The sequence below is a fragment of the Streptomyces sp. NPDC020958 genome (genome assembly GCF_055562175.1).
In genome coordinates this window covers 13,048-34,544 of the sequence record NZ_JBVHFU010000020.1, presented here as the reverse complement: position 1 = coordinate 34,544, position 21,497 = coordinate 13,048, and the positions used below count along the sequence as shown (strand labels likewise).

The window sequence follows — 21,497 nt, the reverse complement described above, 5'->3', positions numbered from 1 at the left end:
GGCGGCCGACCGCGGTCAGCGGTCGCCGTCGCGGCTGACCACCCGGGTCGCGTCGTGCCGGGGGACGGCCTCGCCCGGCACGGACCGGTCGGTGACGTACGTGGCGAGCCGCCGTCCGTCGCCGTACAGCCAGCGCCCCTCCCCCGGGTCGTACAGCCACATGGACTCCCCGTCGACCACCACCCCGATGCGCACCCCCTGGGTGCGGCTTCGGAACGACTCCCCGTCGAGGCCGTCGGCCAGCGCCTCGACGGCGGCCCGGTAGTCGGCGAGGGCCCGTGCCGCGCGGTCCAGCAGGGGACGCGGGTCGGCGGCCGCGTCGGGCGGCCCGCCGGGCAGGGGCGGGTCCTGGGGCACGGCGACGAGGTACCGGCCGTCGACCCAGGCGGCCCAGCCGTTGGCACAGCTGATGTGGGCCCAGTCGCCGCGCCGTTCCACGAGCCGGACCGGCAGCAGCGGGTCGAGGGGGAAGGTGGGCCGGCCCGGGTCGGGGGCCTCCCAGGCGGCCATGCCGTCGGCCGGCACCACATGGGTGGGCCTGAACGCCGGTGCGGTGGTCATCGTGTCGCCTACTTCCCCATCACGGCGGGTTCGTGCCGGCGCAGCAGCCGGGCCAGCACCCAGCCGAAGACGGCCGACAGCACCAGCAGCATGACCATGTTGCGCAGCCAGACGTGCGCCGAGTGCCGGAAGTACGGATCGGCGGTGAGGGTGCCCGGCATGATGCGGTGCAGTTCGACGGTGCCCGCCATGGCGCCCAGCGCCCACCGGGAGGGCACCAGCCAGGCCAGCTGTTCGAGGCCGGGTACGCCGTGCAGTTTCAGCAGGGTGCCGCAGAAGACCACCTGGACGACGGTGAGCAGCACCAGCAGCGGCATCGTCACCTCCTCCTTGCGGACCAGGGCGGAGACCAGCAGACCGAGCATCATCGCGGTGAAGGAGAGCACCGCCACGGCGACGGTGATCTCCAGCAGGGGCGGCATCAGCACGCCCTCGCCGCCGGGCGCGTTCAGGTCGACGCCGGCCAGGCCCACCTGGGTGAGCACGATCGCCTGGAGCACGGTGATGGTGCCGAGAACGACGACCTTCGACATCACGTACGCGGACCTGGGCAGGCCGACGGCTCTCTCCCGCTGGTAGATGACCCGTTCCTTGACCAGCTCGCGCACCGCGTTCGCGGCGCCGGTCAGCACTCCGCCCACGCACAGGGTGAGCAGCGCGTTGGTGGCGGTGTCGAAGGTGAGTCGGTTCCCGGCGACGGCCCGGGCCATCGCGCCCATCACGAACGGCAGCCCGATCATGATGGCGAGGAAGGTCCGGTCGGCGAGAAGCGCGGCCGTGTACCGCCGCACCAGGGTGGAGAACTGGGCGCCCCAGCTGCGCGGCCGGGGCGGCGGGGCCGTGGCCGTCGGCCCGGTGCGCGGCACCACCGGCTGGGCGCTGGAGTTCACGACGTACTTCCGGTGGTACGACGAGGCGCGGTACTCCTGCGCCCAGTCCCGGCCGGTGTCGCGTTCGAACGCCTCGAAGGCCTCGGGCCACTCGTCGAACGCGAAGAAGCCGAGGGCCTCGCCCGGCGGTCCGAAGTAGGCGGTCCGCCCGCCCGGCGCGAGGACCAGCAGCCGGTCGCAGACGTCGAGGCTGAGCACGCTGTGGGTGACCACGATGACGGTACGGCCGTCGTCGGCCAGGCCGCGCAGCGTGTTCATGACCGAGCGGTCCATGCCGGGGTCGAGCCCGGAGGTCGGTTCGTCGAGGAAGAGCAGGGACGGTTTCGTGAGCAGTTCCAGGGCTACGCTGACCCGCTTGCGCTGCCCGCCGGAGAGGCTGTGCACGGGCTGGTCGGCGCGCTGTTCGAGGCCGAGTTCCCGGATGACCTCGTCGACCCGGTGGCGGCGCTCGGTCTTCGCGGTGTCCTCGGGGAAGCGCAGTTCGGCGGCGTAGCCGAGGGCGCCGCGCACGGTCAGCTGGACGTGCAGGATGTCGTCCTGCGGGACCAGGCCGATGCGCTGGCGCAGCTCGGCGTAGTCGCGGTAGAGGTCGCGGCCGTCGTAGAGGACGGTGCCGTGTTCGGCGGGGCGCTGGCCGGTGAGGGCGCCGAGCAGGGTGGACTTGCCGGCACCGCTGGGTCCGACCACGGCGAGCAGGCACTTCTCCCCCACCGGGAAGGAGACGTGGTCCAGCAGGACCTTGCGGCCGCGGTCGACGGCGACGGTGAGTTCCTGTACGTCCAGGGAGACCTCGCCGGTGTCGACGTACTCCTGGAGCTGACCGTCGACCAGGCAGAAGGCCGAGTGGCCGACGCCGACGACGTCGCGGGGGCCGAGCGGCGCACGGGTGACCGCGCGGCCGTTGAGGTAGGTGCCGTTGTGGCTGTCGAGGTCGACGATCTCGTAGCCGCCGTCGGGGTGGGCGCGCAGTTCGGCGTGGTGGCGGGAGACGACGAGGTCGTCCACGACCACGTCGTTGTCCGGGGCGCGGCCGATGCGGACGCTGCGGGCACGCAGCGGCCGTACCGAGGAGGGCTGCCGGAAGGTGCCGGTACGGCTGGGCGTCGAGACGGCGAAGGGGCGGTCCGGTGCGGGCGGGGCGCGGCCGACGAGGACGCCGCTCGGGCCGCCGGCGGCGCTGCCGAAGCCGATGACCGTGCCGGGGCCCACCTCCCATTCCCGGATGCGGCGGCCGTCGGCGTAGGTGCCGTTGGTGCTGTTCTCGTCCGCCAGCGTCCAGTGGCCGTCAGCGGGCCGCAGCACCGCGTGATGCCAGGAGACCCGGGTGTCGTCGATGCAGATGTCGCTCAACGGGTCGCGCCCGACGTGGTAGTCACGGCCCGGGCTCATCACCGTGGAGCCCGTGTCGGTCTCCAGGACGAGTTCGGGCGCAGTCGAGGCGACCGGCCACTCCGCCATGGCCAGAATTCTACCGATCCGGTCACCGGTGTGCCCGGTCGTGGCCGCCGGGCGGGGGCACGGGGTGTCAGGCGACGGGGACGACGAGTGCGGGGATGGTGCGCTGCATGCGGAGGGCGTCGACGGATTCGGCGAGCAGTTCGTACTCGGTGGTCTCGTCCTGGACGGCGATCCGCACCAGCCGGCCGTCGGCCAGTTCGTCGGCGACGAGTTCCTGCCGGACGACGTCGGCGCACCAGGCGCGGAGCAGGCCGGGCACGTCGGGGACGGTCCCGGCGACCGGGACCAGCGAACCGTGGGGGTACCGGGGGTTCTCGGGTAACGGATCCAGCCGCTCGGCGATCCAGGAGGCCCGGTCCCGTAACCACCACAACGCCAGGGCCAGGGTCGGCGCACGGTAGGTGCCGAGGGGAACGCCGATGCGCTGCCCTCCGCAGACACCGTATGCCGTCACATGGCACAGGAATTCGTCGTGCACGATCACTCCCCCGTAGCTCGCCCGGTGTGCCGTCGCGGGCAGGTTCCGTGCGGCTCCTGTGCGGTGAAGTGCTCCTGACATTCGAGTATGTTCACTTTCGAAACACTGTCACCATGCCTTTTTGGCCAGTCTCTTGGCATATTCGCCCTGCGAATTGGCCGAAATGCACGTGCTGTACCGCGTCGCCTGCGAGACCTGAGGGATGGCCGCCCTGGAGGGGAAAGGTTCCGCCCCGGTGGCCGGTTCTGACGTGTCCGCCCCCGAAAGCCGAGGGGGGACGCGCGGGCGCGTCCCCCCTCGGCGACGGCTCAGCGGCCGACGGCCACGTCCGTCACCGGCTGACGATCGCGTCGATCCGGGCCAGCTCCTCCGCCTCGAAGTCGAGGTTGCCGATGGCCCCGACGCAGTCCTCGACCTGCTGCGGGCTGCTGGCGCCGATCAGCGCGGAGGTGACCCGGCCGCCGCGCAGCACCCAGGACAGGGCGAGCTGGGCCAGGGTCTGGCCGCGGTCCTTGGCGATCTCGTCGAGGGCGCGCAGCCGGCCCACCAGGTCCTCGGTGACCGCGTCCGAGTTCAGGAACGGGCTGTCGCTCGCGGCCCGGGAGCCCTCGGGGATGCCGTCCAGGTAGCGGCCGGTGAGCAGCCCCTGCTCCAGCGGGGAGAAGACGATGGAGCCGACCCGGAGCTCGTCGAGCGCGTCGAGGACGCCCTCGGTCTCCGGGCGCCGGTCGAGCATCGAGTAGCGCGGCTGGTGGATGAGGAGCGGGGTGCCGAGATCGCCGAGGATCCGGGCGGCCTCCCGCGTCTGCTCCGCCGAGTAGTTGGAGATGCCGACGTACAGCGCCTTGCCCTGCTGGACCGCCGAGTGCAGGGCGCCCATCGTCTCCTCCAGGGGAGTCTCCGGGTCCGGGCGGTGCGAGTAGAAGATGTCGACGTACTCCAGGCCCATCCGGGTCAGCGACTGGTCCAGCGAGGACAGCAGGTACTTGCGCGAACCCCACTCGCCGTACGGCCCCGGCCACATCAGGTAGCCGGCCTTGGTGGAGATGACCAGCTCGTCGCGGTACCCGGCGAAGTCCGCCCGGAGCGCCTCGCCGAACGCGGACTCGGCGGCACCGGGCGGCGGGCCGTAGTTGTTGGCCAGGTCGAAGTGGGTGATGCCGAGGTCGAAGGCGCGGCGCAGGATGGCGCGCTGGGTCGTCACGGGCCGGTCGGGCCCGAAGTTGTGCCACAGGCCGAGCGACAGCGCGGGGAGCTTGAGGCCGCTGCGGCCGCTGCGGCGGTACGGCATGTCGGCGTAGCGGTCGGGGTGTGGGGTGTACAACGCGACTCCAGAGGGGTTGGCACACGAGCTACCGATGCCACTCTTTCCCGAGCCGCGGGCAGCGGTCCAACAGAAGAATCCGATGGAATTGTGCGGTTAGGCTTCTCAATCATGGAACTGCGCCACCTCCAGCACTTCGTCGCGGTCGCCGAGGACCAGCACTTCACCCGGGCCGCGGAGCGGCTGATGGTGTCCCAGTCGGGGCTGTCCGCGTCCATCCGGGCCCTGGAGCGGGAACTGCGGGCGCCGCTGTTCGTGCGGACGACCCGCCGGGTGACGCTGACGGAGGCGGGCCGGGCGCTGCTGGGTGAGGCGGAACGCGTCCTCGCCCAGGTGCGGTCGGCGCACGAGGCGGTGGCCGCCGTGCAGGGCGTGCTGCGCGGGACGCTGGCGCTGGGCACCGAGCAGTGCATCGCCGGGGTGCACGTGGCGGGGCTGCTCGCCGCGTTCCGGCGCCGGCACCCGGACGTCGAGATCCGGCTGCGGCAGGCGGGCTCCGGCGCGCTGGCCGAGGAGGTGGCGGCCGGCCGGCTCGACCTGGCCTTCGCCTACCGCACCCAGGACGACACCGACCAGCTGCGCTCGGTGGCCCTCACCGGCGAGCCGATGACCGTGCTGTGCCATCCCAGCCACCGGCTGGCCACCGCGGGCGTGGCGGTGGCCCCCCAGGACCTCGACGGGGAGGTGTTCGTCGACTTCCACCCCGACTGGGGCCCGCGCCGCACCACCGACGCGGCCTTCGCCGCGGCGGGCGTGCGGCGTACGGTCGCCCTGGAGGTCAACGACGTGCACAGCCTCCTCGACCTGGTCGACGAGAACCTCGGCATCGCCGTCGTACCCCGCCACTTCCGGCACAAGCGGCCGGCGCTCACCGCGCTCGCGCTCAAGGGCACGGACGAGACGGCGTACGAGACGGTCGCCCTGCTGCCGCCGCCGACGGCCACCAGCCCGGCGGCCCGGGCCCTGATCACCCTCCTCGAAACCGGTTGACCGATTCCGGACGCAGGACGACCGGTGATGCGCGATCGTGGTCGTATGCATGCAAGGGACATCCTCATCGACGGCTTCGGCCGCATCCAGGAAGAAGTCCATGCCGCCCTCGACGGCCTCGATCCCGACCTGCTCAACAGGCGCCCGGCCGCCGGCGCCAACTCCGTCACCTGGCTGGTCTGGCACCTCACCCGGGTGCAGGACGACCACGTGGCCGACGCCTTCGGCCTGGAGCAGGTGTGGACGGCCCAGGGCTGGGCGAAGCGCTTCGGCCTCGACCTGCCGGTCCGGGACCACGGCTACGGCCACACCGCCGCGCAGGTCGCGAAGGTCACCGTGGACTCCGGTGACCTGCTGACCGGCTATCACGACGCGGTGCACGAGCAGACCCTCGGGGCCCTGCGCGGGCTTGCCGCCAAGGATCTCGAACGCGTCGTGGACGAGCGCTGGGATCCGCCGGTCACGTTGGGCGTACGGCTGGTGAGCGTCCTGGCCGACGACCTGCAGCACGTCGGGCAGGCCGCCTACCTGCGGGGACTGCTTCAGAGCGCGGAGGCGTAACCCGGCAGGACGACGTCCTCGATGAGGGCCCTGCGCTCGTCGAACGGGATGAACGCGCTCTTCACGGCGTTCAGGGTGACCGCGCGCAGGTCCTCGACGGTCCAGCCGGCCTGCTCGACCAGCAGGGTCATCTCGCGGGTCATCGTCGTGCCCGAGACCAGCCGGTTGTCGGTGTTGAGGGTGACCCGGAAGCCCAGCTCCTTCAGCATGCTGATCGGGTGCTCGGCGATGGAGCTGGCGCAGCCGGTCTGGAGGTTGGAGGTGGGGCACATCTCCAGGGCGATCCGGCGATCGCGCACCCAGCCGGCGAGGCGGCCGAGCTTGCCGTCCACGATGTCCTCGGTGATCCGCACCCCGTGCCCGATGCGCTGGGCGCCGCAGGTCTGGACCGCCTGGTGGATGCTGGGCAGCCCGTAGGCCTCGCCGGCGTGGATGGTGAACGGCACGCTCTCGCCGCGCAGCAGTTCGAAGGCGTCCAGGTGGTCGGCGGCCGGGAAGCCGTCCTCGGCACCGGCGATGTCGAAACCGACGACACCGGCGTCCCGGAAGGCGACGGCCAGTTCGGCGGCCTCCCGGACCCGGTCGAACATCCGCATGCCGCAGAGCAGGGTGCCGACGCGCACCGGCGTGCCGGCGGCGGCGGCCTTGGCCATGCCCGCGGCGAGCCCCTCCTGCACGGCCGCCACGACCTCGCCCATCGAGAGCCCGCCCCGGACGTTCAGCTCGGGGGCGTAGCGCACCTCGCCGTACACGACGCCGTCGGCGGCGAGGTCGAGGACGTACTCCTCGGCGACGCGCTGCAGCCCCTCCCGGGTCTGCAGCACGGCGAGGGTGTGCTCGAAGGTGGCTATGTAGCGGACCAGGTCACCGGAGTCGGCGGCCTCGACGTACCAGGCCGCCAGCTCGTCGGGGTCGGTGGTGGGCAGGGTGTGGCCGACCTCGGCGGCGAGGTCGACGAGGGTGGCGGGGCGCAGGCCGCCGTCGAGGTGGTCGTGCAGGACGGCCTTCGGGAGGCGGCGGATCACATCTGCGTCTACGCGCGTAGCGGTCATGGTGGGCTGTCCTCGGCAGGTGGTTGGAAGTGATCGGTCAGACGGCGGGCTGGAGCAGGTCCCAGCGGTTTCCGTACAGGTCCTGGAAGACGGCGACGGTTCCGTACGGCTCGTGCCGCGGCTGCTCCAGGAAGGTCACACCGGCGGCGGTCATCCGGGCGTGGTCGCGGGCGAAGTCGTCGGTGTGCAGGAAGAACCCGACGCGCCCGCCGGTCTGGTCGCCGACCCGGGCCCGCTGGCCGTCGTCCTTGGCGCGGGCGAGCAGCAGTCCGGTGCCCCCGCCCTCCGCTCCGGGTTCCACGACGACCCAGCGGGAGCCGTCCGGGCGGGGCGCGTCCTCGACGAGCCGGAATCCGAGGGCCTCGGTGTAGAAGCGGATCGCCTCGTCGTAGTCGCCGACGACGAGGGTGACCAGGGCGACGCGTCGCATGGGGGCCTTTCGGGTGGGGCGGTTAGCGGGAGAGGTTATACGTAAAACTTCACCGCCGCCACCCAGGGCCTCTCCGGGGGCGCCTCCCGGCGGACTACTTCCCCGCTTCCCCTTGCGCGACCTCGACGCGGTGGTGGAAGTCGACCATGCCGGTCACCGACGCGACGCACGACAGGCCGGCACTGGCCGCCAGGAGCAGCGCGATCCATGCCCCGGCCCGGCGCTCCCTGCGCGGCGCCGCCAGCAGCGCGTGCACCCGGCGCGGCACCGGCCCCGAGGCGACCCCGGGGACGAACGCCGGCCGCTCGACGCCGCCCTCACCCTGTCCCGCCAGCGCGGCCCGGGCGATCGCGCGGGCCGTCAGCCGCCGGTCACCCACCGCACGGGCCGCGGCCTCGTCGGCCACCCGCTCCACGGCCAGCCGGATGACGTCCCGGACCCGGCGCAGCGCCGGGTGACAGTGCGCGGCGAACTCGGCCGCGGCGAGGAAGTAGTGGTGGCCGCCCGCGTTGTGCGCCCGCTCGTGCGCGAACAGCGCCTCCCGCTCGCCCCCGTCGAGGGTGCGCAGCATCCCCGTGGTGACGACGATCCGGTGCGGCCGGCCGGGCAGCGCGTACGCGTCGGGACACGGCGAGTCCACCACGCACAGGTCACCCGCGGCCGGTCCCGCCCCCGCCTCGGTACGGGCCGTGCGGAAGGCACGCGTCTGCCGGAGCGCCGACCGTACGAGGGTCCAGACGAACACGGCCAGAGCACCGACCGACAGCGCGGCCAGCGGCAGGACGAAGCGGTCGGAGGCGGTGTGCAACGGCCGGATCAGCTCGCCGAGCGAGGCGAAGAACGGCAGTCTGAGCAGCCCGGTGAGGACGAACGCGCCGAGCGCGGCGAGCGCGCAGCCCGCTAGGGCGACGGCCGAGACGGCGACCGCCCACAGCGCGACGGCGGGCGCGAGCCTTTCGAGGGCCCGCCGGGACAGCGCCGGCAGGGCGAACGGCACCAGCAGGGGGAGGATCAGCAGGGCGATCACGTGGCACCGGACTGCTCGTCGGCTTCGAGGAGCGTGCGCAGGACGCGCTCGTCGTCGGGGCTGAGCTGGGCGACGAAGCGGGCGAGCACGGTCTCGCGGTCGCCGTCGCGGTCGAGTTCGCTGTGCATCCGTCGCGCGGTGAGACCCTGGGCGTCCTGGACGGGGACGTAGGCGTAGCCGCGGCCCCGGCGGTGCCGGTCGACCACGCCCTTGTCGTGGAGCCGGGTGAGGATGGTCGTCACGGTGGTGCGGGCCAGGTCCGTGCCGAGGCTGCGCTGCACCTCGCCGGGGGTCTGGGGGGCGCCGGCCGCCCACAGGGCCGCCATGACGCTCGCCTCGAGTTCGCCGGCGGGCCGGCGTTCGTCCTTCCCGTCGGCCATGGAAGGCTCCTCACCCCTTCTTCGTCCTCGGTCCGGCAGATCGTCTACGCCAGTGTAGTCAGCCGGGCCCGGTCACGCCCATGACTTCGTCGCGCGGGTGGGGCCGGAGTCAGGGACCGGTGTGCAGCGCGTTCAGGCGGGCCAGCTCCTCGTCGGTGAGCCGGACGGCGCCCGCCGCGACGTTCTCGGCCAGGTGGTCCGGGTTGCCGGTGCCGGGGATGGCGAGCACGTGCGGGCCCTGGTGCAGGGTCCAGGCGAGGCGGATCTGGGCAGGGGTGGCGTGGTGCGCCCGGGCGACGGCGAGGACCTCGTCGTCGTGGTCCTGGGTGGCGCCGTGCGGCCCGGCGTCGCCCGCGACGGCGAAGAACGGAACGAAGGCGATGCCGCGTTCGCCGCAGCTGAGGACCACTTCGTCGGTGGCCGGGTTCGTGCTGTCGAGTCCCCAGCGGTTCTGCACGCACACCACGGGCGCGATGGCGAGCGCCTCGTCGAGGTGGCGCGGTTCGACGTCGGAGACGCCGAGGTGCCGGACCAGTCCGGCCTCGCGCAGTTCGGCGAGGGCACCGAAGTGCTCGCTGATCGACTCCTGCCCCGTCCGGCGCAGGTTGACGACGTCGAGGTGGTCGCGGCCGAGCTGGCGCAGGTTCTCCTCGACGTGCCCGCGCAACTGGTCGGGGCGGGCCGGCTCGGCCCAGTTCCCGCAGTGGTCGCGGAACGGACCGACCTTGGTGACGATGACGAGGTCGTCCGGGTACGGGGCAAGGGCGGTGTTGATGAGTTCGTTGGCGGAGCGCAGGGCGGAGAAGTAGAAGGCCGCCGTGTCGATGTGGTTCACGCCGAGCTCGACGGCCCTGCGCAGCACGGCGATCGAGCGGGTGCGGTCGCTCGGGACGCCGTGGTGGAACGCGGCGCTGCCCGTCAGCCGCATCGCGCCGAAGCCGAGGCGGCGGACGGGCAGGTCGCCGAGTTCCCAGGTGCCGGAGGCGGCCGCGGTGATCGTTTCGGAGGTCATCGACGGAGTCTGGCACATCACCCGCACGCCGGTCCTGGCAATGGTGAGCAAGGTCGGACGGCGAGCAGGGTCGGGTCGGCCGGTGGGCTCGCGGCAAGGGGCGCGGGTCGGCGTGCCTGCGGCGCGGCGGACGGAAGCGGAAGAATCCTGTTCATGACCGTTGCCGTACATCCGCTCGTCGCCCGCGCCCGCGAACTCGCCGACGGCCTCCTGGCGCCCGCCGCCGAGCGCGTCGACCAGGAAGGTGTCCCCCTCGGGCACATCGCGGCGATCAAGCGCTCGGGGCTGCTGGGGGTGGCCGCGCCGGTGGCCTACGGCGGCTCGGCGGCGCCCGCGGCGGTCGTACGGGAGACGGCCGAGATCCTGGCCGGGGCGTGCTGCTCGACCTGGTTCGTGCAGACGCAGCATCACACGCCGGTACGGACCCTGGTCACGTCCGCGCTCCCGGTGCGGGAGCGGCTGCTGGGTCCGCTGGCGCGCGGTGAGCTGCTGTCCGGGGTGGCGTACGCGCACCTGCGCTCGTACCCGCGGGTCCCGGTGCGGGTCCGGGCCGAGGCGGGTGGCCGGCGCTTCCACGGCACCGTGCCCTGGTACACGGGCTGGGGCCTGAACGACGTGCTGCTGCTCGCCGGCGTGACCGAGGACGACGAGGCGCTGTTCGCGTTCGTCGAGGCGCGGGAGCAACCGGGGCTGCGGGCGTCGGAGCCGATGCGGCTGGCGGCGCTGACCGCGGCCCGGACGGTCTCCCTGGACCTGGACGGCCTGTGGGTGCCGGAGGAGTCGGTGGCACTGCGGACGCCGTACGAGGACTGGGCGGCGGCGGACCGCCCGAAGACCCGCAACGCCAACCCGGCGGTCTTCGGGATCACCCGGGCGGCCCTCGCGCTGGTCGAGGAGGCGTACGCCGCTCCCCTGCGGGTCCGCCTCGAAGAGGTGCGCCGCCGGGCCTACGCGCTCGCCGACCATCCGGTGCCGCAGGAGCACACCGGCGAACGCCTCGCGCTGCGGGCCGAGGCGTTCACGCTGATGCGCACGGCGACGGCGGCGGCCGTGGTGGCGGGCGGCGGCCGGGCGACGGCCCTGGACAGCCGCGCCCAACGGCTGGCGCGGGAGGCGCTGTTCCTGCTGGTCCAGGGCCAGACGGCAGAGTCGCGCGCGGCGCACCTGGGGAAGCTGGCGGAGCAACCCGGCTGACCTCCGGCACCGCGGTCGTCCGCCCGCGCCTGCGTGCGGTTCCTCCCTCAGCCCCGGAGCCGGGACATCGCCGGGTCGAACAACGGCTCCTCGGCCACCACCGCCGCCACGCGCTGGTCGAAGTACCCGATCCGCACCGCCGTCCCGGGTACCGCAAGCTCCGCGGGCAGCCACGCGTAGGCGATCCCCTTGCCGACCGTGTAGCCGTAGGCGGCGCTGGTGACATGGCCGACGGCGCGATCCCCGTCGTAGACCGGCTCCTTGCCCATGACCACGGCCCGCGGGTCGTCGACGGTGAGGCAGGTCAGCTTCCGCCGGACGTCCGCCGCGCGCCGCTCCAGCGCGGCCTTGCCGACGAAGTCGCCCTTGTCGAGCCGGACGGCGAAACCGACGCCGGCCTCGTAGGGGTCGTGCTCGAAGGTCATGTCGGTGCCGAAGGAGCGGTAACCCTTCTCCAGGCGGAGGCTGTTGAAGGCGCCGCGCCCCGCGATGATCCCGCCGAGCGGCCGGGCCGCGGCCCACAGGGTGTCCCAGAGTTTCTGTCCCTGGTCGGCGGTGGTGTACAGCTCCCAGCCGAGTTCGCCGACGTACGACAGGCGCATCGCGGTGACCGGCACCGAGCCGATGTGGGCGCGCTTGGCGCGGAAGTACTTGAGGCCGTCGCCCGAGAAGTCCTCGTCGGTGAGGGGCTGGAGGACCTGGCGGGCGAGCGGGCCCCACAGGCCGATGCAGCAGGTGCCGGGGGTGATGTCGCGGACCTGGACCCGGCCGTCCGCCGGGAGGTGGCGGGTGAACCAGTCGAGGTCGAGGTTGCCGTTGGCGCCGACCTGGAAGAGGTCGCGGCCGAGGCGGGCCACGGTGATGTCGCTGCGGATGCCGCCGTCGTGGTCGAGCAGCAGGGTGTACGTGACCGAGCCGACGGACTTGGCGACCTTGCCGGTGACCAGACCCTCGAGGAAGTCGGCGGCGCCCGGACCGGTGACCTCCAGGCGTTTGAGGGCCGTCATGTCGTACATCGCGACGGTCTCGCGGGTGACCTGCGCCTCGGCGCCGACGATCGGCGACCAGTAGCGGGCCGCCCAGTCGTTGGGGGTGGGGATCGAACGGCCTTCGAGCAGGCCGGCGTTCGCCTCGTACCACTGGGGGCGCTCCCAGCCGTTCGCCTCCAGGAAGAACGCGCCGTGTTCCTGCTGGCGGGCGTGGAAGGGGCTGGTGCGGATCGGGCGCGGCTTCCCGCTCGGCTGGAGGGGATGGAGGATGTCGTACACCTCGGCGAAGTTCTGGCAGCCGCGGGCCAGGACGTACTCGGGGGCCAGTTGGTGCGGCTCGAAGCGGTTGACGTCGCACTCGTGCAGGTCGAACGAGGAGCAGTGACCGTCGACCAGCCATTCGGCGACCGCGCGTCCGACGCCCGCGGAGTGGGTGACCCAGACGGCCTCGGCCACCCAGAAGCCCTTGACGTCCGGGGACTCGCCGAGCAGCGGGTAGCCGTCGGTGGTGAAGGAGAACAGGCCGTTGATGCCCTCCTCGACCTTGGCCTCGCGGGTGGCGGGCAGGAGGGACTGCGTCTCGGTCCAGGCGTCCGCGAAGTCGTCCTCGGTGAACTTGAGGACCGAGGGCATCCGGTCGGCCTCGTCGACGGAGAGGATGTCGTCGGCGGAGATCGGCATCGGGCGGTGGCCGTAGGAGCCGATGCCGATGGCGTCGAAGCGGTCGCGGTAGTAGAGGTCGGCGTCCTGGTGGCGCAGGATGGGTCGGACGGCCTCCTCGGTCTGGCCGGCCAGGGCGGGCACCGGACCGGTCCAGGCGAGCTGGTGGGCGAGCGGCGTGAGCGGCAGGTTCATGCCGACCATGCGGGCGATCCGCGGGCCCCAGATGCCGGCGCAGCAGACGACGATGTCGGCGGGGATCTCGCCCCGGTCGGTCACCACGGCGGTGACGGCGCCTTCGTTCTGCCGTACCTCGAGGACCTCGTGGCGGGCCAGGAAGCGCACGCCGCGTCCGGTGGCCCGGCGGATCTGGGCCTCGACGGCGAGGACGGCCTTGGCGAGGCCGTCGGTGGGGACGAGGAGGCCGCCGAGGACCCGGTCGCGGTCGACCAGCGGGTGCTGCGCCACGCACTCGTCCGGGTCGAGCAGGCGGGCCTCGATGCCCCAGGCGGTGATCCAGCCGTGCCGGCGGTGGAGTTCGGCGAGCCGCTCGGGGCTGGTGGCCACTTCGAGGCCGCCGACCTGGAGGAAGCAGGGCTCGCCGTCGACGTCGAGGGAGCAGAACTTCTCGACGGTGTAGCGCGCCAGTTCCGTCATCGTCTTCGAGGGGTTCGTCTGGAAGACCAGGCCCGGCGCGTGCGAGGAGGAACCCCCGGTCGCCGGCAGGGGGCCCTGGTCGACCACGGTCACCTCGGTCCAGCCGCGTGCGGAGATCTCGTCCGCGAGGGCGGCCCCCACGACGCCCGCTCCGATGATGACCACTCGGGGTCCCGCCATCGCCCAACCTCCGAACTTGAGACCGGTGCAGTTGCTCTTTACGCAACATGATTCAGGCTGCGCAACTCAATGTGCCCGTCGCCGAGGAGGGGTGTCAAGGGGGCGGTGACGTCCGGGAACGGTCGTGACGGCGGCCCGGAAAAGGGCAGCGCCCGGCGGGCGGCGCGCACAGCCGCGCACCGCCCGCCGGGCGTCCTGGACCAGTTCGTCGGCGACCCGGGCTACTTCAGCCAGGCCTTGACCTTGTCGGGGTTGGCGTCGACCCACTTCTTCGCCGCCGCGTCGTCCGACAGCTTGTCCACGGCGATGTACTTGGCCACGGTGTTCTGGTCGTCGTTGGTCCAGTGGAAGTTCTTCACGAGCTTGTAGGCGGGACTGCCCGACTTGGCGAAGCCCGCACTGACGATCTTGTCCAGGTCGTAGACGGGGTAGTCGCAGGCGACCTTCGCCGCGTCGGCGTCGCAACCCGTCGTGTACTTCGGCAGGTTCACCTTCACCAGCGGCACCTCGGACAGGAACCACTGCGGCTCGTAGAAGTAGCCGATCAGCCACTGCTTGTTCTTCTCGGCCGTCCGGTAGGCCTGGATGAGCGCGGTCTCGCTGCCCGCGTACACCACCTTGAAGTCCAGCTTCAGATTCGTCACCAGGGCGGCGTCGTTGGTCACGTAGGAGGGGTCGCCGTCGAGCAGCTGCCCCTTGCCGCCCGACTCGGACGTCTTGAAGTTCGCGGCGTACTTGTTCAGGTTCTTCCAGTCGGTGATGTCGGGGTGCGCCTTGGCCAGCCACGGCGGGACGTACCAGCCGATGATGCCCTTGTTGCCGGTGGAGCCGGCCTCGACGGCCGTCTTCTGCCCGGTGATGTACTTCTTCTTCAGGTCGTCGTGGCCCCAGTTCTCCAGGACCGCGTCCACCTCACCGGTCCCGAAGCCCTGCCAGGCGATCTCCTCCTTGAGGTCCTTCTTCTTGACGGTGCAGCCGAGGTCGTGCTGCGCGACGTAGGCGACGACCGCCGCGTCCGCCTCGTAGCCGACCCAGGGGTTGACGGCCAGGTTGAAGGTGCCGCACTTGCCGCCCGACGACGTCGAGCCGGCCGAGCTGCTGTCGCCGACCTTCGCGCCGCCGCAGGCCGTGAGGGTGAGTCCGAGGACGGCCAGGCCGGCCGCGCCGGCTCGCCAGTGTTGTGCCATGGTGTAGTGCTCCTTATGCCCGGGCGCGTCGTGCCGCAGCCTGAGTGATCCGGTCGAACATGACTCCGAGCAGTACGATGGCGAGCCCCGCCGCCAGCCCCTTGCCGTACAGCTCACCCTGCGAGAAACCGGCCACGACGTCGTAGCCGAGGGCGCCCGCCCCCACCAGGCCGCCCACCACAACCATCGACAGCACGTAGATGAGGCCCTGGTTGGTCGCGAGGGTCAGGGCGCCGCGTGCCATCGGCAGCTGGACCTTGGTGATGATCTGCCAGGTGTCGCACCCGGCCGAGGTGGCCGCCTCCACGGTGGACTCCGGGACGTTCCGCACGCCGTCCGCGATGATCTTGATGGCGACGGGTGCCGCGTAGACGACGGCCGCGACGATCGCCGTGAAGCGGGTGGCGCCGAAGAGCGCCAGGAACGGCACCAGGTAGACGAACGGCGGCATGACCTGGGCGGCGTCCAGGGTGGGCCGGATCAGCCGGTCGACCAGGGCGCTGCGGCCCATCCACACGCCGAAGACCGCGCCGAGCAGCATCACCAGGACGGTGGCCACGGCGGTCGAGGCGAGCGTGGTCATGCTGTCCGACCACAGCCCCGTGCCGACCAGCAGCCCCACGCACACCGCGGCCGTCAGCGCCGCCCAGCGGCCGCCGAGCAGCGCCCCGAGCGCGACGAGGACGGCGCCGACCAGCCACCACGGGGAGTCGGTGAGCAGCGTCTGGAAGGGGTTGAGCAGCCCGTTGGTGAGGGTGTCGCGCAGCGCGTTGGTCAGGCCGGAGACATGGTCCTGGAGCCAGCCGGTCGTGGTGTCGGCGGCGCTCGCGATGTGACTGCCGACGGCGCCGTCACCGGGGAATTCGGCCGCCCAGACGTAGGTGTGGGAGAGGTAGACCAGGACGAGGGCCGCGATCCCGCCCGCCCCCAGCAGCGGGCGGCGCCACCTGAGGAAGCGGTCGCCGCCGGTGCGGCGGGCCTCGGTGCGGGCGGCGGCGGCCGTGGTGACCCGGTCCAGCACGATCGCCATGACGACGATGGCGAGCCCGGCGTTGAACGCGGTGCCGACGTCGAGGGACTGCAGGGCCTGCACGACGGTCTTGCCGAGTCCCGGCGCGTCGATCAGGGCCGCGATGGTCACCATGGCCAGGGCGGCCATGATGGTCTGGTTGACCCCCATCACCACGGTGCGCTTCGACATCGGCAGCAGCACCTTCACCAGTTGCTGGGTGCGGGTGGTGCCGAGCGAGTCGGCCGCCTCGACGGTGGTCTCGGGGACGGACCGGATGGCGTGCGCGGTGATGCGGATGGCGGGCGGCGCCGCGTAGATCACGGTGGTGATCACGGCGGACGCCCCGCCGATGAGGAAGATCAGGGTCAGTGGGGCGAGGTAGACGAAGGTCGGCATCGTCTGCATGAAGTCCAGGAACGGGGTCATGATCCGGTTGAACCGGTCGGAGAGCCCGGCCCAGACGCCCAGCGGGATGCCGATGAGCAGGGCGACGAGGACCGCCGACAGGGTCAGCGCCAGGGTGTCCATGCTCTCCTGCCACAGGCCCTGCAGCCCGAAGAAGGTGAACCCGGCCACGGCCAGCAGCGCGACCCGCCAGTTCCCGACGGCCCAGGAGGCGTAGCCGGCGAGTCCGACCACTCCCAGCCAGCCGATCTGCGGGACCGGGCGGGAGCCGGTGGGCTGGGAGATCAGCGACTGGACGAAGGTGACCAGGTTGTCGATGACGAGGCGGATCTCGTTGAAGAAGTAGAGGAAGACCGGGTTGGAGTTGCGGTGGGCGCCGATGCTGTCGTTGACGTCGTTGAGCCGGCGGTGCAGACCGGTGAGGTCGGCGGCGGCCAGGGTCAGCGTCTGCCGCCCGCGGAACACGGCGAAGAGCAGCAGCCACACCACGAGGATCGCCGCCACCACCAGGGGGCGGCTGACCCTCTGCCGTATCGAGGCGACCGGCGCGGTCGCGTCGGCGACGGCGGCCATCAGGCGCCCCCGTCCTGCCCGGCGACGACGGACAGGATCTCCTCGTCGCCCACGATGCCGAGCAGCTTGCCGTGCTCGACGACCTTGACCGGCTTCTCGGCGGCGAGCACCGCCCGGGTGGCCTCGCGCACCACGACGTCCGGTCCCAGCTCGGGGCCGTCCAGGGCGTCGCCGGGCTCGGCGGGCCGCATGATCCAGCGCAGGGTGAGGACGTCACCGCGTGGCACGTCCTTCACGAAGTCCCGTACGTAGTCGTCGGCGGGTGCGCCCACCAGTTCGTCGCCGGTGCCGCACTGGACCATCTTGCCGTCCCGCATGATCAGGATGCGGTCGCCCAGCTTGAGGGCCTCGGCGAGGTCGTGGGTGATGAACACCATGGTCTTGCCGACCTCGTGGTGCAGGCGGATGACCTCGCTCTGCATGTCCCGGCGGATGAGCGGGTCGAGCGCGGAGAACGGCTCGTCGAAGAAGAGCACGTCCGGGTCGCCGGCCAGGGCGCGGGCGAGGCCGACGCGCTGCTGCATACCGCCGGAGAGCTGGTCGGGGTAGGAGTTCTCATAACCCGCCAGGCCCACGAGTTCGACCGTCTCCAGGGCCCGCTTCATCCGTTCGGCCCTGCTCATGCCCCGGATCTCCAGGCCGAAGGCCACGTTGTCCACGACCTTGCGGTGCGGCAGCAGACCGAAGTGCTGGAAGACCATGGAGAACTTGCTGCGCCGCAGCTCGCGCAGGCGCCGGGCGTCGGCGCCCCGGATGTCCTCGCCCTCGAAGACGACCTCGCCCGCGGTGGGTTCGATCAGCCGGGTCAGACATCGCACCAGGGTGGACTTGCCGGACCCGGACAGGCCCATCACGACGAAGACCTCGCCGTTCGACACCTCGAAGTTCACGTCCCGGACGGCGGCGGTACAGCCGGTGCGGTCCATGAGTTCGCGGCGGGTGAGGCCGCACAACTCCTCGGAGCCCGGGACCTCGTCGGCCTTCGGACCGAACACCTTCCACAGCCGGCGCACGGAGATGACCGGGGTGCGATCCCCGGGGTCCTGGGACGTGCCGCGCCGCTGCGACACCTCGGTCTGGGCTGGGGTCATGATCGGCCTCTTTTCGGCGTCAGCCGCGGAACCAGTGCTGCGGCCGGGGTTGGATGTTCTGCCAGACATGCTTGGGCTCCCGGTACTCGTCCAGGCCGGTCGGTCCCAGCTCACGGCCCACGCCCGAATGCCCGAACCCACCCCACTCCGCCTGCGGCACGTAGGGGTGGTAGTCGTTGATCCACACGGTGCCGTGGCGCAGTCGCCGGGCGACCCGCTGGGCCTTGCCCGCGTCCTGGGTCCAGACGGCTCCGGCGAGGCCGTACTCCGTGTCGTTGGCGATGCGCACGGCGTCGTCCTCGTCGTGGAAACGCTCGACAGTGAGCACCGGCCCGAAGGACTCCTCGTGCACCACCCGCATGTCCTGCCGGCACTCGTCGAGAACGGTGGGCGGGTAGTAGTGCCCGCCCGCGAGCGCGGGGTCGTCGGGTCGGGCGCCCCCGCAGCGCAGTACGGCGCCCTCGGCGAGACCGGCGGCCACGTACGCCTCGACCTTCTCGCGGTGCTGTGCGGAGATCAGCGCCCCGGTCTCGGCCTCGGGGTCGAAGGGGCCGCCGAGACGGATCAGCCGGGCCCGGCGCACGACCTCGTCGACGAAGGCGTCGTGGATCGAGTCCTCGACGATCAGCCGGGCGCCGGCCGAGCAGACCTGGCCGGAGTGCAGGAAGACGGCGGTGAGCGCGAAGTCCACGGCGGTGTCGAAGTCGGCGTCGGCGAAGACCACGTTCGGGTTCTTGCCGCCGAGTTCGAGGGCGACCTTCTTCACGGTGGCGGCGGCGGTGGCCATGAGGCGCCGGCCGGTGTCCAGTCCGCCGGTGAAGGACACCATGTCGACGCCGGGGTGCTCGGCCAGCGGTGCGCCGGCTTCGGGCCCGGCGCCCAGGACGAGGTTGGCGGCGCCGGCCGGGAGGCCCGCCTCCGCCAGTGCCCTCATCAGCAGGATCGAGGTGGAGGGGGTGAGCTCGCTCGGCTTGAGGACGATCGTGTTGCCCGCGAGCAGGGCCGGGGCGACCTTCCAGGAGGCCTGCAACAGCGGGTAGTTCCACGGGGTGATCAGTGCGCAGACGCCGACGGGTTCGTAGGTGACCCGGCTGAGCGCGTCGTCCCGGCCGGTGTCGACCACCCGGCCGGCGTCCGTCCCGGCGATGCCACCGTAGTAGCGGAAGCAGGAGACGACGTCGGCGATGTCGTACTCGCTCTCCACCAGGCGCTTGCCGGTGTCCAGGGACTCGGCGCGGGCGAACTCCTTCGCGTCGCGCTCGATGACGCCCGCGGTGCGCAGCAGCAGGGCACCGCGCTCCCGCTCGGCGGTGCGCGGCCAGGGTCCCTCGTCGAAAGCGCGCCGGGCGGCGGTGATCGCGGCCTCGGTGTCGGGGCGGGTGGCCTCCGAGACCGTGGCGACGAGGGTGCCGTCCGCCGGGCAGCGGATCTCCCGGCGGCCGCCGGCCACCGCGCCGCGCCATTCACCGTCCACGTACAGATCTGCCACGGCCGCGCCCTTCGAGCCCGAACTTCGCGTTGCGTATTGCGCATTGGATTGCTTGTGGTGGAACACCCTGGCCGAACAGGCTGACGAACGTCAAGGGGTCCGCGTATCCCGATTCGGCCGCGAAAGGGGCACGCCGCCGCACGGCCGCACGGCGGCGCCCAGCGGCTACCCGGCCTGCTTCTGGGCGTCGCGGTGCCGGTAGTACGCGGCCTTCGACGGCGCGAGCGGCTCCTTGCCGAGGATCAGGTCGGCCGCCTTCTCGGCGATCATCATCACCGGGGCGTAGATGTTGCCGTTGGTGACGTAGGGCATCACCGAGGCGTCCACCACCCGCAGTCCGTCCACGCCGTGCACCCGCATGCTCGTCGGGTCGACGACGGACATCTCGTCGGTGCCCATCTTGCACGTGCAGGACGGATGCAGCGCCGTCTCGCCGTCCTTGGCGACCCAGGCGAGGATCTCCTCGTCGGTCGCCACGGACGGGCCGGGTGAGATCTCGCCGCCGTTGTAGGGGGCGAGGGCGGGCTGGTTGAGGAGGTGGCGGGCGACCCGGACCGCCTCGACCCACTCGCGGCGGTCCTGCTCGGTGGAGAGGTAGTTGAAGCGCAGCGCCGGGTGTTCGCGCGGGTCCCTGCTCCTGATCTTCACCGAGCCGAGGGCGTCGGAGTACATGGGTCCGACGTGGACCTGGTAGCCGTGACCGCCGGCCGGCACCGAGCCGTCGTAGCGGACCGCGATGGGCAGGAAGTGGAACATCAGGTTGGGGTAGTCCACGTCGTCGTTGCTGCGGCAGAAGCCGCCGGCCTCGAAGTGGTTGGTGGCGGCCGGCCCCTTGCGGAAGAGCCACTGCAGGCCGATGAGGGGGGCGCGCCACTTCGCCAGGTACGGCTGGACGGAGACGGGCTGCTTGCAGGCGTACTGGATGTACACCTCCAGGTGGTCCTGGAGGTTCTCGCCGACGCCCGGCAGGTCGTGCACGACGTCGATGCCGAGGGCGCGCAGCTCCTTCGCGTTGCCGATGCCGGAGAGCTGGAGCAACTGCGGGGAGTTGATGGCGCCGCCGCAGAGGACGACCTCCCTGGCGTGGACCTGCTGGAGGGGGCCCCTGCCGCGCCGGTACTCGACACCGACGGCCTTCTTGTCCTCGAAGAGGACGCGGGTGACCAGGGCGCGGGTCCGCACGGTGAGGTTGGGGCGCTTCCGGGCGGGCTTGAGGTACGCCTTGGACGCCGACAGGCGCCGGCCGCGGTGGACGTTGCGGTCGAACTTGGCGAAGCCCTCCTGCCGGTAGCCGTTGACGTCGTCGGTGGGCGCGTACCCCGCCTCCTCGGTGGCCTTCAGGAAGGCGGTGAAGAGCGGGTTGGTGGCCGGGCCGCGCTCCAGCACCAGCGGGCCGTCGTGGCCGCGGAACTCGTCGTCCGGGTCGGCGGCCAGGCAGTTCTCCATCCGGCGGAAGTACGGCAGGCAGTGGGCGTAGTCCCAGGTCTCCATGCCGGGGTCGGCGGCCCAGCGCTCGTAGTCCATGGGGTTTCCGCGCTGGAAGATCATGCCGTTGATGCTGCTGGAGCCGCCCAGCACCTTGCCGCGTGCGTGGTAGACCCGGCGGCCGCCCATGTGGGGCTCCGGCTCGGACTCGTACTTCCAGTCGTAGAAGCGGCTGCCGATGGGGTAGGTCAGCGCGGCGGGCATGTGGATGAACACGTCCCACGGGTAGTCGGGCCGGCCCGCCTCCAGGACGAGCACCCGATTGCCGGGGTCGGCCGAGAGCCGGTTGGCCAGCGCGCTGCCGGCCGAGCCGCCGCCGACGATGACGAAGTCGTACTGCAAGGGAGCCATGGTGCCTCGTCTCGCTCGCGCCGTCGATGTGCGCGGCATGCTAGTACGGGTAGCGCTATAC

At 72.0% G+C, this 21,497-nt stretch carries 18 protein-coding genes; 3 read left to right on the top strand and 15 right to left on the bottom strand.

Annotated elements, in window-relative coordinates; genetic code table 11:
• Nucleotides 1–15 precede the first annotated feature (15 nt).
• From ACZ3KP_RS36400 to mgrA, 4 genes are all read right to left on the bottom strand, one after another.
• Entirely contained in the window at nt 16–561 is a 546-nt protein-coding gene (locus ACZ3KP_RS36400; protein WP_467504918.1) for a hypothetical protein, read from the bottom strand.
• Nucleotides 562–569: 8 nt separating this feature from the next.
• On the bottom strand, nt 570–2,909 hold the full coding sequence (locus ACZ3KP_RS36395) for an FHA domain-containing protein (protein ID WP_467504916.1): 2,340 nt from the start codon (nt 2,907–2,909) through the stop codon (nt 570–572).
• Nucleotides 2,910–2,976: 67 nt separating this feature from the next.
• Nucleotides 2,977–3,387, bottom strand: a complete 411-nt coding sequence (locus ACZ3KP_RS36390) for a hypothetical protein (protein WP_132894060.1) — start codon at nt 3,385–3,387, stop codon at nt 2,977–2,979.
• A gap of 331 nt (nt 3,388–3,718) precedes the next feature.
• Nucleotides 3,719–4,711 (bottom strand): L-glyceraldehyde 3-phosphate reductase, encoded by a 993-nt coding sequence (gene mgrA, locus ACZ3KP_RS36385; protein ID WP_467504914.1) that lies wholly within the window; start codon nt 4,709–4,711, stop codon nt 3,719–3,721.
• A gap of 111 nt (nt 4,712–4,822) precedes the next feature.
• Here mgrA and ACZ3KP_RS36380 point away from each other — a divergent pair, with 111 nt between their 5' ends.
• Complete coding sequence (locus ACZ3KP_RS36380; RefSeq protein ID WP_467504912.1) at nt 4,823–5,701, top strand: LysR family transcriptional regulator; 879 nt, start codon at nt 4,823–4,825, stop codon at nt 5,699–5,701.
• Nucleotides 5,702–5,746: 45 nt separating this feature from the next.
• A complete protein-coding gene (locus ACZ3KP_RS36375) occupies nt 5,747–6,262 on the top strand; it encodes a mycothiol transferase (protein WP_132894065.1) in 516 nt (171 codons plus the stop codon).
• On the opposite strand, the gene ACZ3KP_RS36370 is transcribed toward ACZ3KP_RS36375, so the two are convergent.
• From ACZ3KP_RS36370 to ACZ3KP_RS36350, 5 genes are all read right to left on the bottom strand, one after another.
• Nucleotides 6,244–7,314, bottom strand: a complete 1,071-nt coding sequence (locus tag ACZ3KP_RS36370; RefSeq protein ID WP_467504910.1) for an adenosine deaminase — start codon at nt 7,312–7,314, stop codon at nt 6,244–6,246. The two genes, ACZ3KP_RS36375 and ACZ3KP_RS36370, sit on opposite strands and share 19 nt — an antisense overlap.
• A 37-nt stretch (nt 7,315–7,351) precedes the next feature.
• Nucleotides 7,352–7,744: a VOC family protein gene (locus ACZ3KP_RS36365; RefSeq protein WP_467504908.1), complete on the bottom strand. Its 393-nt coding sequence runs from the start codon at nt 7,742–7,744 to the stop codon at nt 7,352–7,354.
• A gap of 94 nt (nt 7,745–7,838) precedes the next feature.
• Nucleotides 7,839–8,771 (bottom strand): M56 family metallopeptidase, encoded by a 933-nt coding sequence (locus ACZ3KP_RS36360; RefSeq protein ID WP_467504906.1) that lies wholly within the window; start codon nt 8,769–8,771, stop codon nt 7,839–7,841.
• Entirely contained in the window at nt 8,768–9,151 is a 384-nt protein-coding gene (locus ACZ3KP_RS36355) for a BlaI/MecI/CopY family transcriptional regulator (protein WP_132894072.1), read from the bottom strand. The genes ACZ3KP_RS36360 and ACZ3KP_RS36355 overlap by 4 nt, the downstream gene beginning before the upstream one ends.
• Before the next feature lie 109 nt (nt 9,152–9,260).
• Entirely contained in the window at nt 9,261–10,163 is a 903-nt protein-coding gene (locus ACZ3KP_RS36350) for an aldo/keto reductase (RefSeq protein ID WP_467504904.1), read from the bottom strand.
• 153 nt (nt 10,164–10,316) lie between these two features.
• On the opposite strand from ACZ3KP_RS36350, the gene ACZ3KP_RS36345 reads away from it, so the two are divergent.
• Nucleotides 10,317–11,357, top strand: coding sequence for an acyl-CoA dehydrogenase family protein (locus tag ACZ3KP_RS36345; RefSeq protein WP_467504902.1), 1,041 nt, complete (start codon nt 10,317–10,319; stop codon nt 11,355–11,357).
• A gap of 47 nt (nt 11,358–11,404) precedes the next feature.
• On the opposite strand, the gene ACZ3KP_RS36340 is transcribed toward ACZ3KP_RS36345, so the two are convergent.
• The 6 genes from ACZ3KP_RS36340 to betA all read right to left on the bottom strand — a co-directional run bounded on the left by ACZ3KP_RS36340 (nt 11,405) and on the right by betA (nt 21,436).
• The gene (locus ACZ3KP_RS36340) at nt 11,405–13,843 is read right to left on the bottom strand and encodes a GcvT family protein (RefSeq protein WP_467504900.1); all 2,439 of its coding nucleotides are present in this window, start codon (nt 13,841–13,843) and stop codon (nt 11,405–11,407) included.
• 221 nt (nt 13,844–14,064) lie between these two features.
• Nucleotides 14,065–15,030, bottom strand: coding sequence for an ABC transporter substrate-binding protein (locus tag ACZ3KP_RS36335; protein ID WP_358982124.1), 966 nt, complete (start codon nt 15,028–15,030; stop codon nt 14,065–14,067).
• A 13-nt stretch (nt 15,031–15,043) separates the two neighbouring features.
• Nucleotides 15,044–17,020: an ABC transporter permease gene (locus ACZ3KP_RS36330; RefSeq protein WP_467504899.1), complete on the bottom strand. Its 1,977-nt coding sequence runs from the start codon at nt 17,018–17,020 to the stop codon at nt 15,044–15,046.
• Nucleotides 17,020–18,111, bottom strand: coding sequence for a quaternary amine ABC transporter ATP-binding protein (locus ACZ3KP_RS36325; protein WP_467504898.1), 1,092 nt, complete (start codon nt 18,109–18,111; stop codon nt 17,020–17,022). The genes ACZ3KP_RS36330 and ACZ3KP_RS36325 overlap by 1 nt, the downstream gene beginning before the upstream one ends.
• Nucleotides 18,112–18,130: 19 nt before the next feature.
• A complete protein-coding gene (locus ACZ3KP_RS36320; RefSeq protein ID WP_467504897.1) occupies nt 18,131–19,600 on the bottom strand; it encodes an aldehyde dehydrogenase family protein in 1,470 nt (489 codons plus the stop codon).
• A 165-nt stretch (nt 19,601–19,765) separates the two neighbouring features.
• Nucleotides 19,766–21,436: a choline dehydrogenase gene (betA, locus tag ACZ3KP_RS36315; RefSeq protein WP_467504896.1), complete on the bottom strand. Its 1,671-nt coding sequence runs from the start codon at nt 21,434–21,436 to the stop codon at nt 19,766–19,768.
• Nucleotides 21,437–21,497 lie beyond the last annotated feature (61 nt).

Coding starts and splice junctions, on each gene's coding strand:
- ACZ3KP_RS36325 (WP_467504898.1), bottom strand. CDS start 18,111: ATGACCCCAGCCCAGACCGAGGTGTCGCAGCGGCGCGGCACGTCCCAG.
- ACZ3KP_RS36335 (WP_358982124.1), bottom strand. CDS start 15,030: ATGGCACAACACTGGCGAGCCGGCGCGGCCGGCCTGGCCGTCCTCGGA.
- ACZ3KP_RS36340 (WP_467504900.1), bottom strand. CDS start 13,843: ATGGCGGGACCCCGAGTGGTCATCATCGGAGCGGGCGTCGTGGGGGCC.
- ACZ3KP_RS36330 (WP_467504899.1), bottom strand. CDS start 17,020: ATGGCCGCCGTCGCCGACGCGACCGCGCCGGTCGCCTCGATACGGCAG.
- ACZ3KP_RS36355 (WP_132894072.1), bottom strand. CDS start 9,151: ATGGCCGACGGGAAGGACGAACGCCGGCCCGCCGGCGAACTCGAGGCG.
- ACZ3KP_RS36350 (WP_467504904.1), bottom strand. CDS start 10,163: ATGACCTCCGAAACGATCACCGCGGCCGCCTCCGGCACCTGGGAACTC.
- ACZ3KP_RS36370 (WP_467504910.1), bottom strand. CDS start 7,314: ATGACCGCTACGCGCGTAGACGCAGATGTGATCCGCCGCCTCCCGAAG.
- ACZ3KP_RS36400 (WP_467504918.1), bottom strand. CDS start 561: ATGACCACCGCACCGGCGTTCAGGCCCACCCATGTGGTGCCGGCCGAC.
- ACZ3KP_RS36365 (WP_467504908.1), bottom strand. CDS start 7,744: ATGCGACGCGTCGCCCTGGTCACCCTCGTCGTCGGCGACTACGACGAG.
- betA (WP_467504896.1), bottom strand. CDS start 21,436: ATGGCTCCCTTGCAGTACGACTTCGTCATCGTCGGCGGCGGCTCGGCC.
- ACZ3KP_RS36345 (WP_467504902.1), top strand. CDS start 10,317: ATGACCGTTGCCGTACATCCGCTCGTCGCCCGCGCCCGCGAACTCGCC.
- ACZ3KP_RS36375 (WP_132894065.1), top strand. CDS start 5,747: ATGCATGCAAGGGACATCCTCATCGACGGCTTCGGCCGCATCCAGGAA.
- ACZ3KP_RS36380 (WP_467504912.1), top strand. CDS start 4,823: ATGGAACTGCGCCACCTCCAGCACTTCGTCGCGGTCGCCGAGGACCAG.
- ACZ3KP_RS36395 (WP_467504916.1), bottom strand. CDS start 2,909: ATGGCGGAGTGGCCGGTCGCCTCGACTGCGCCCGAACTCGTCCTGGAG.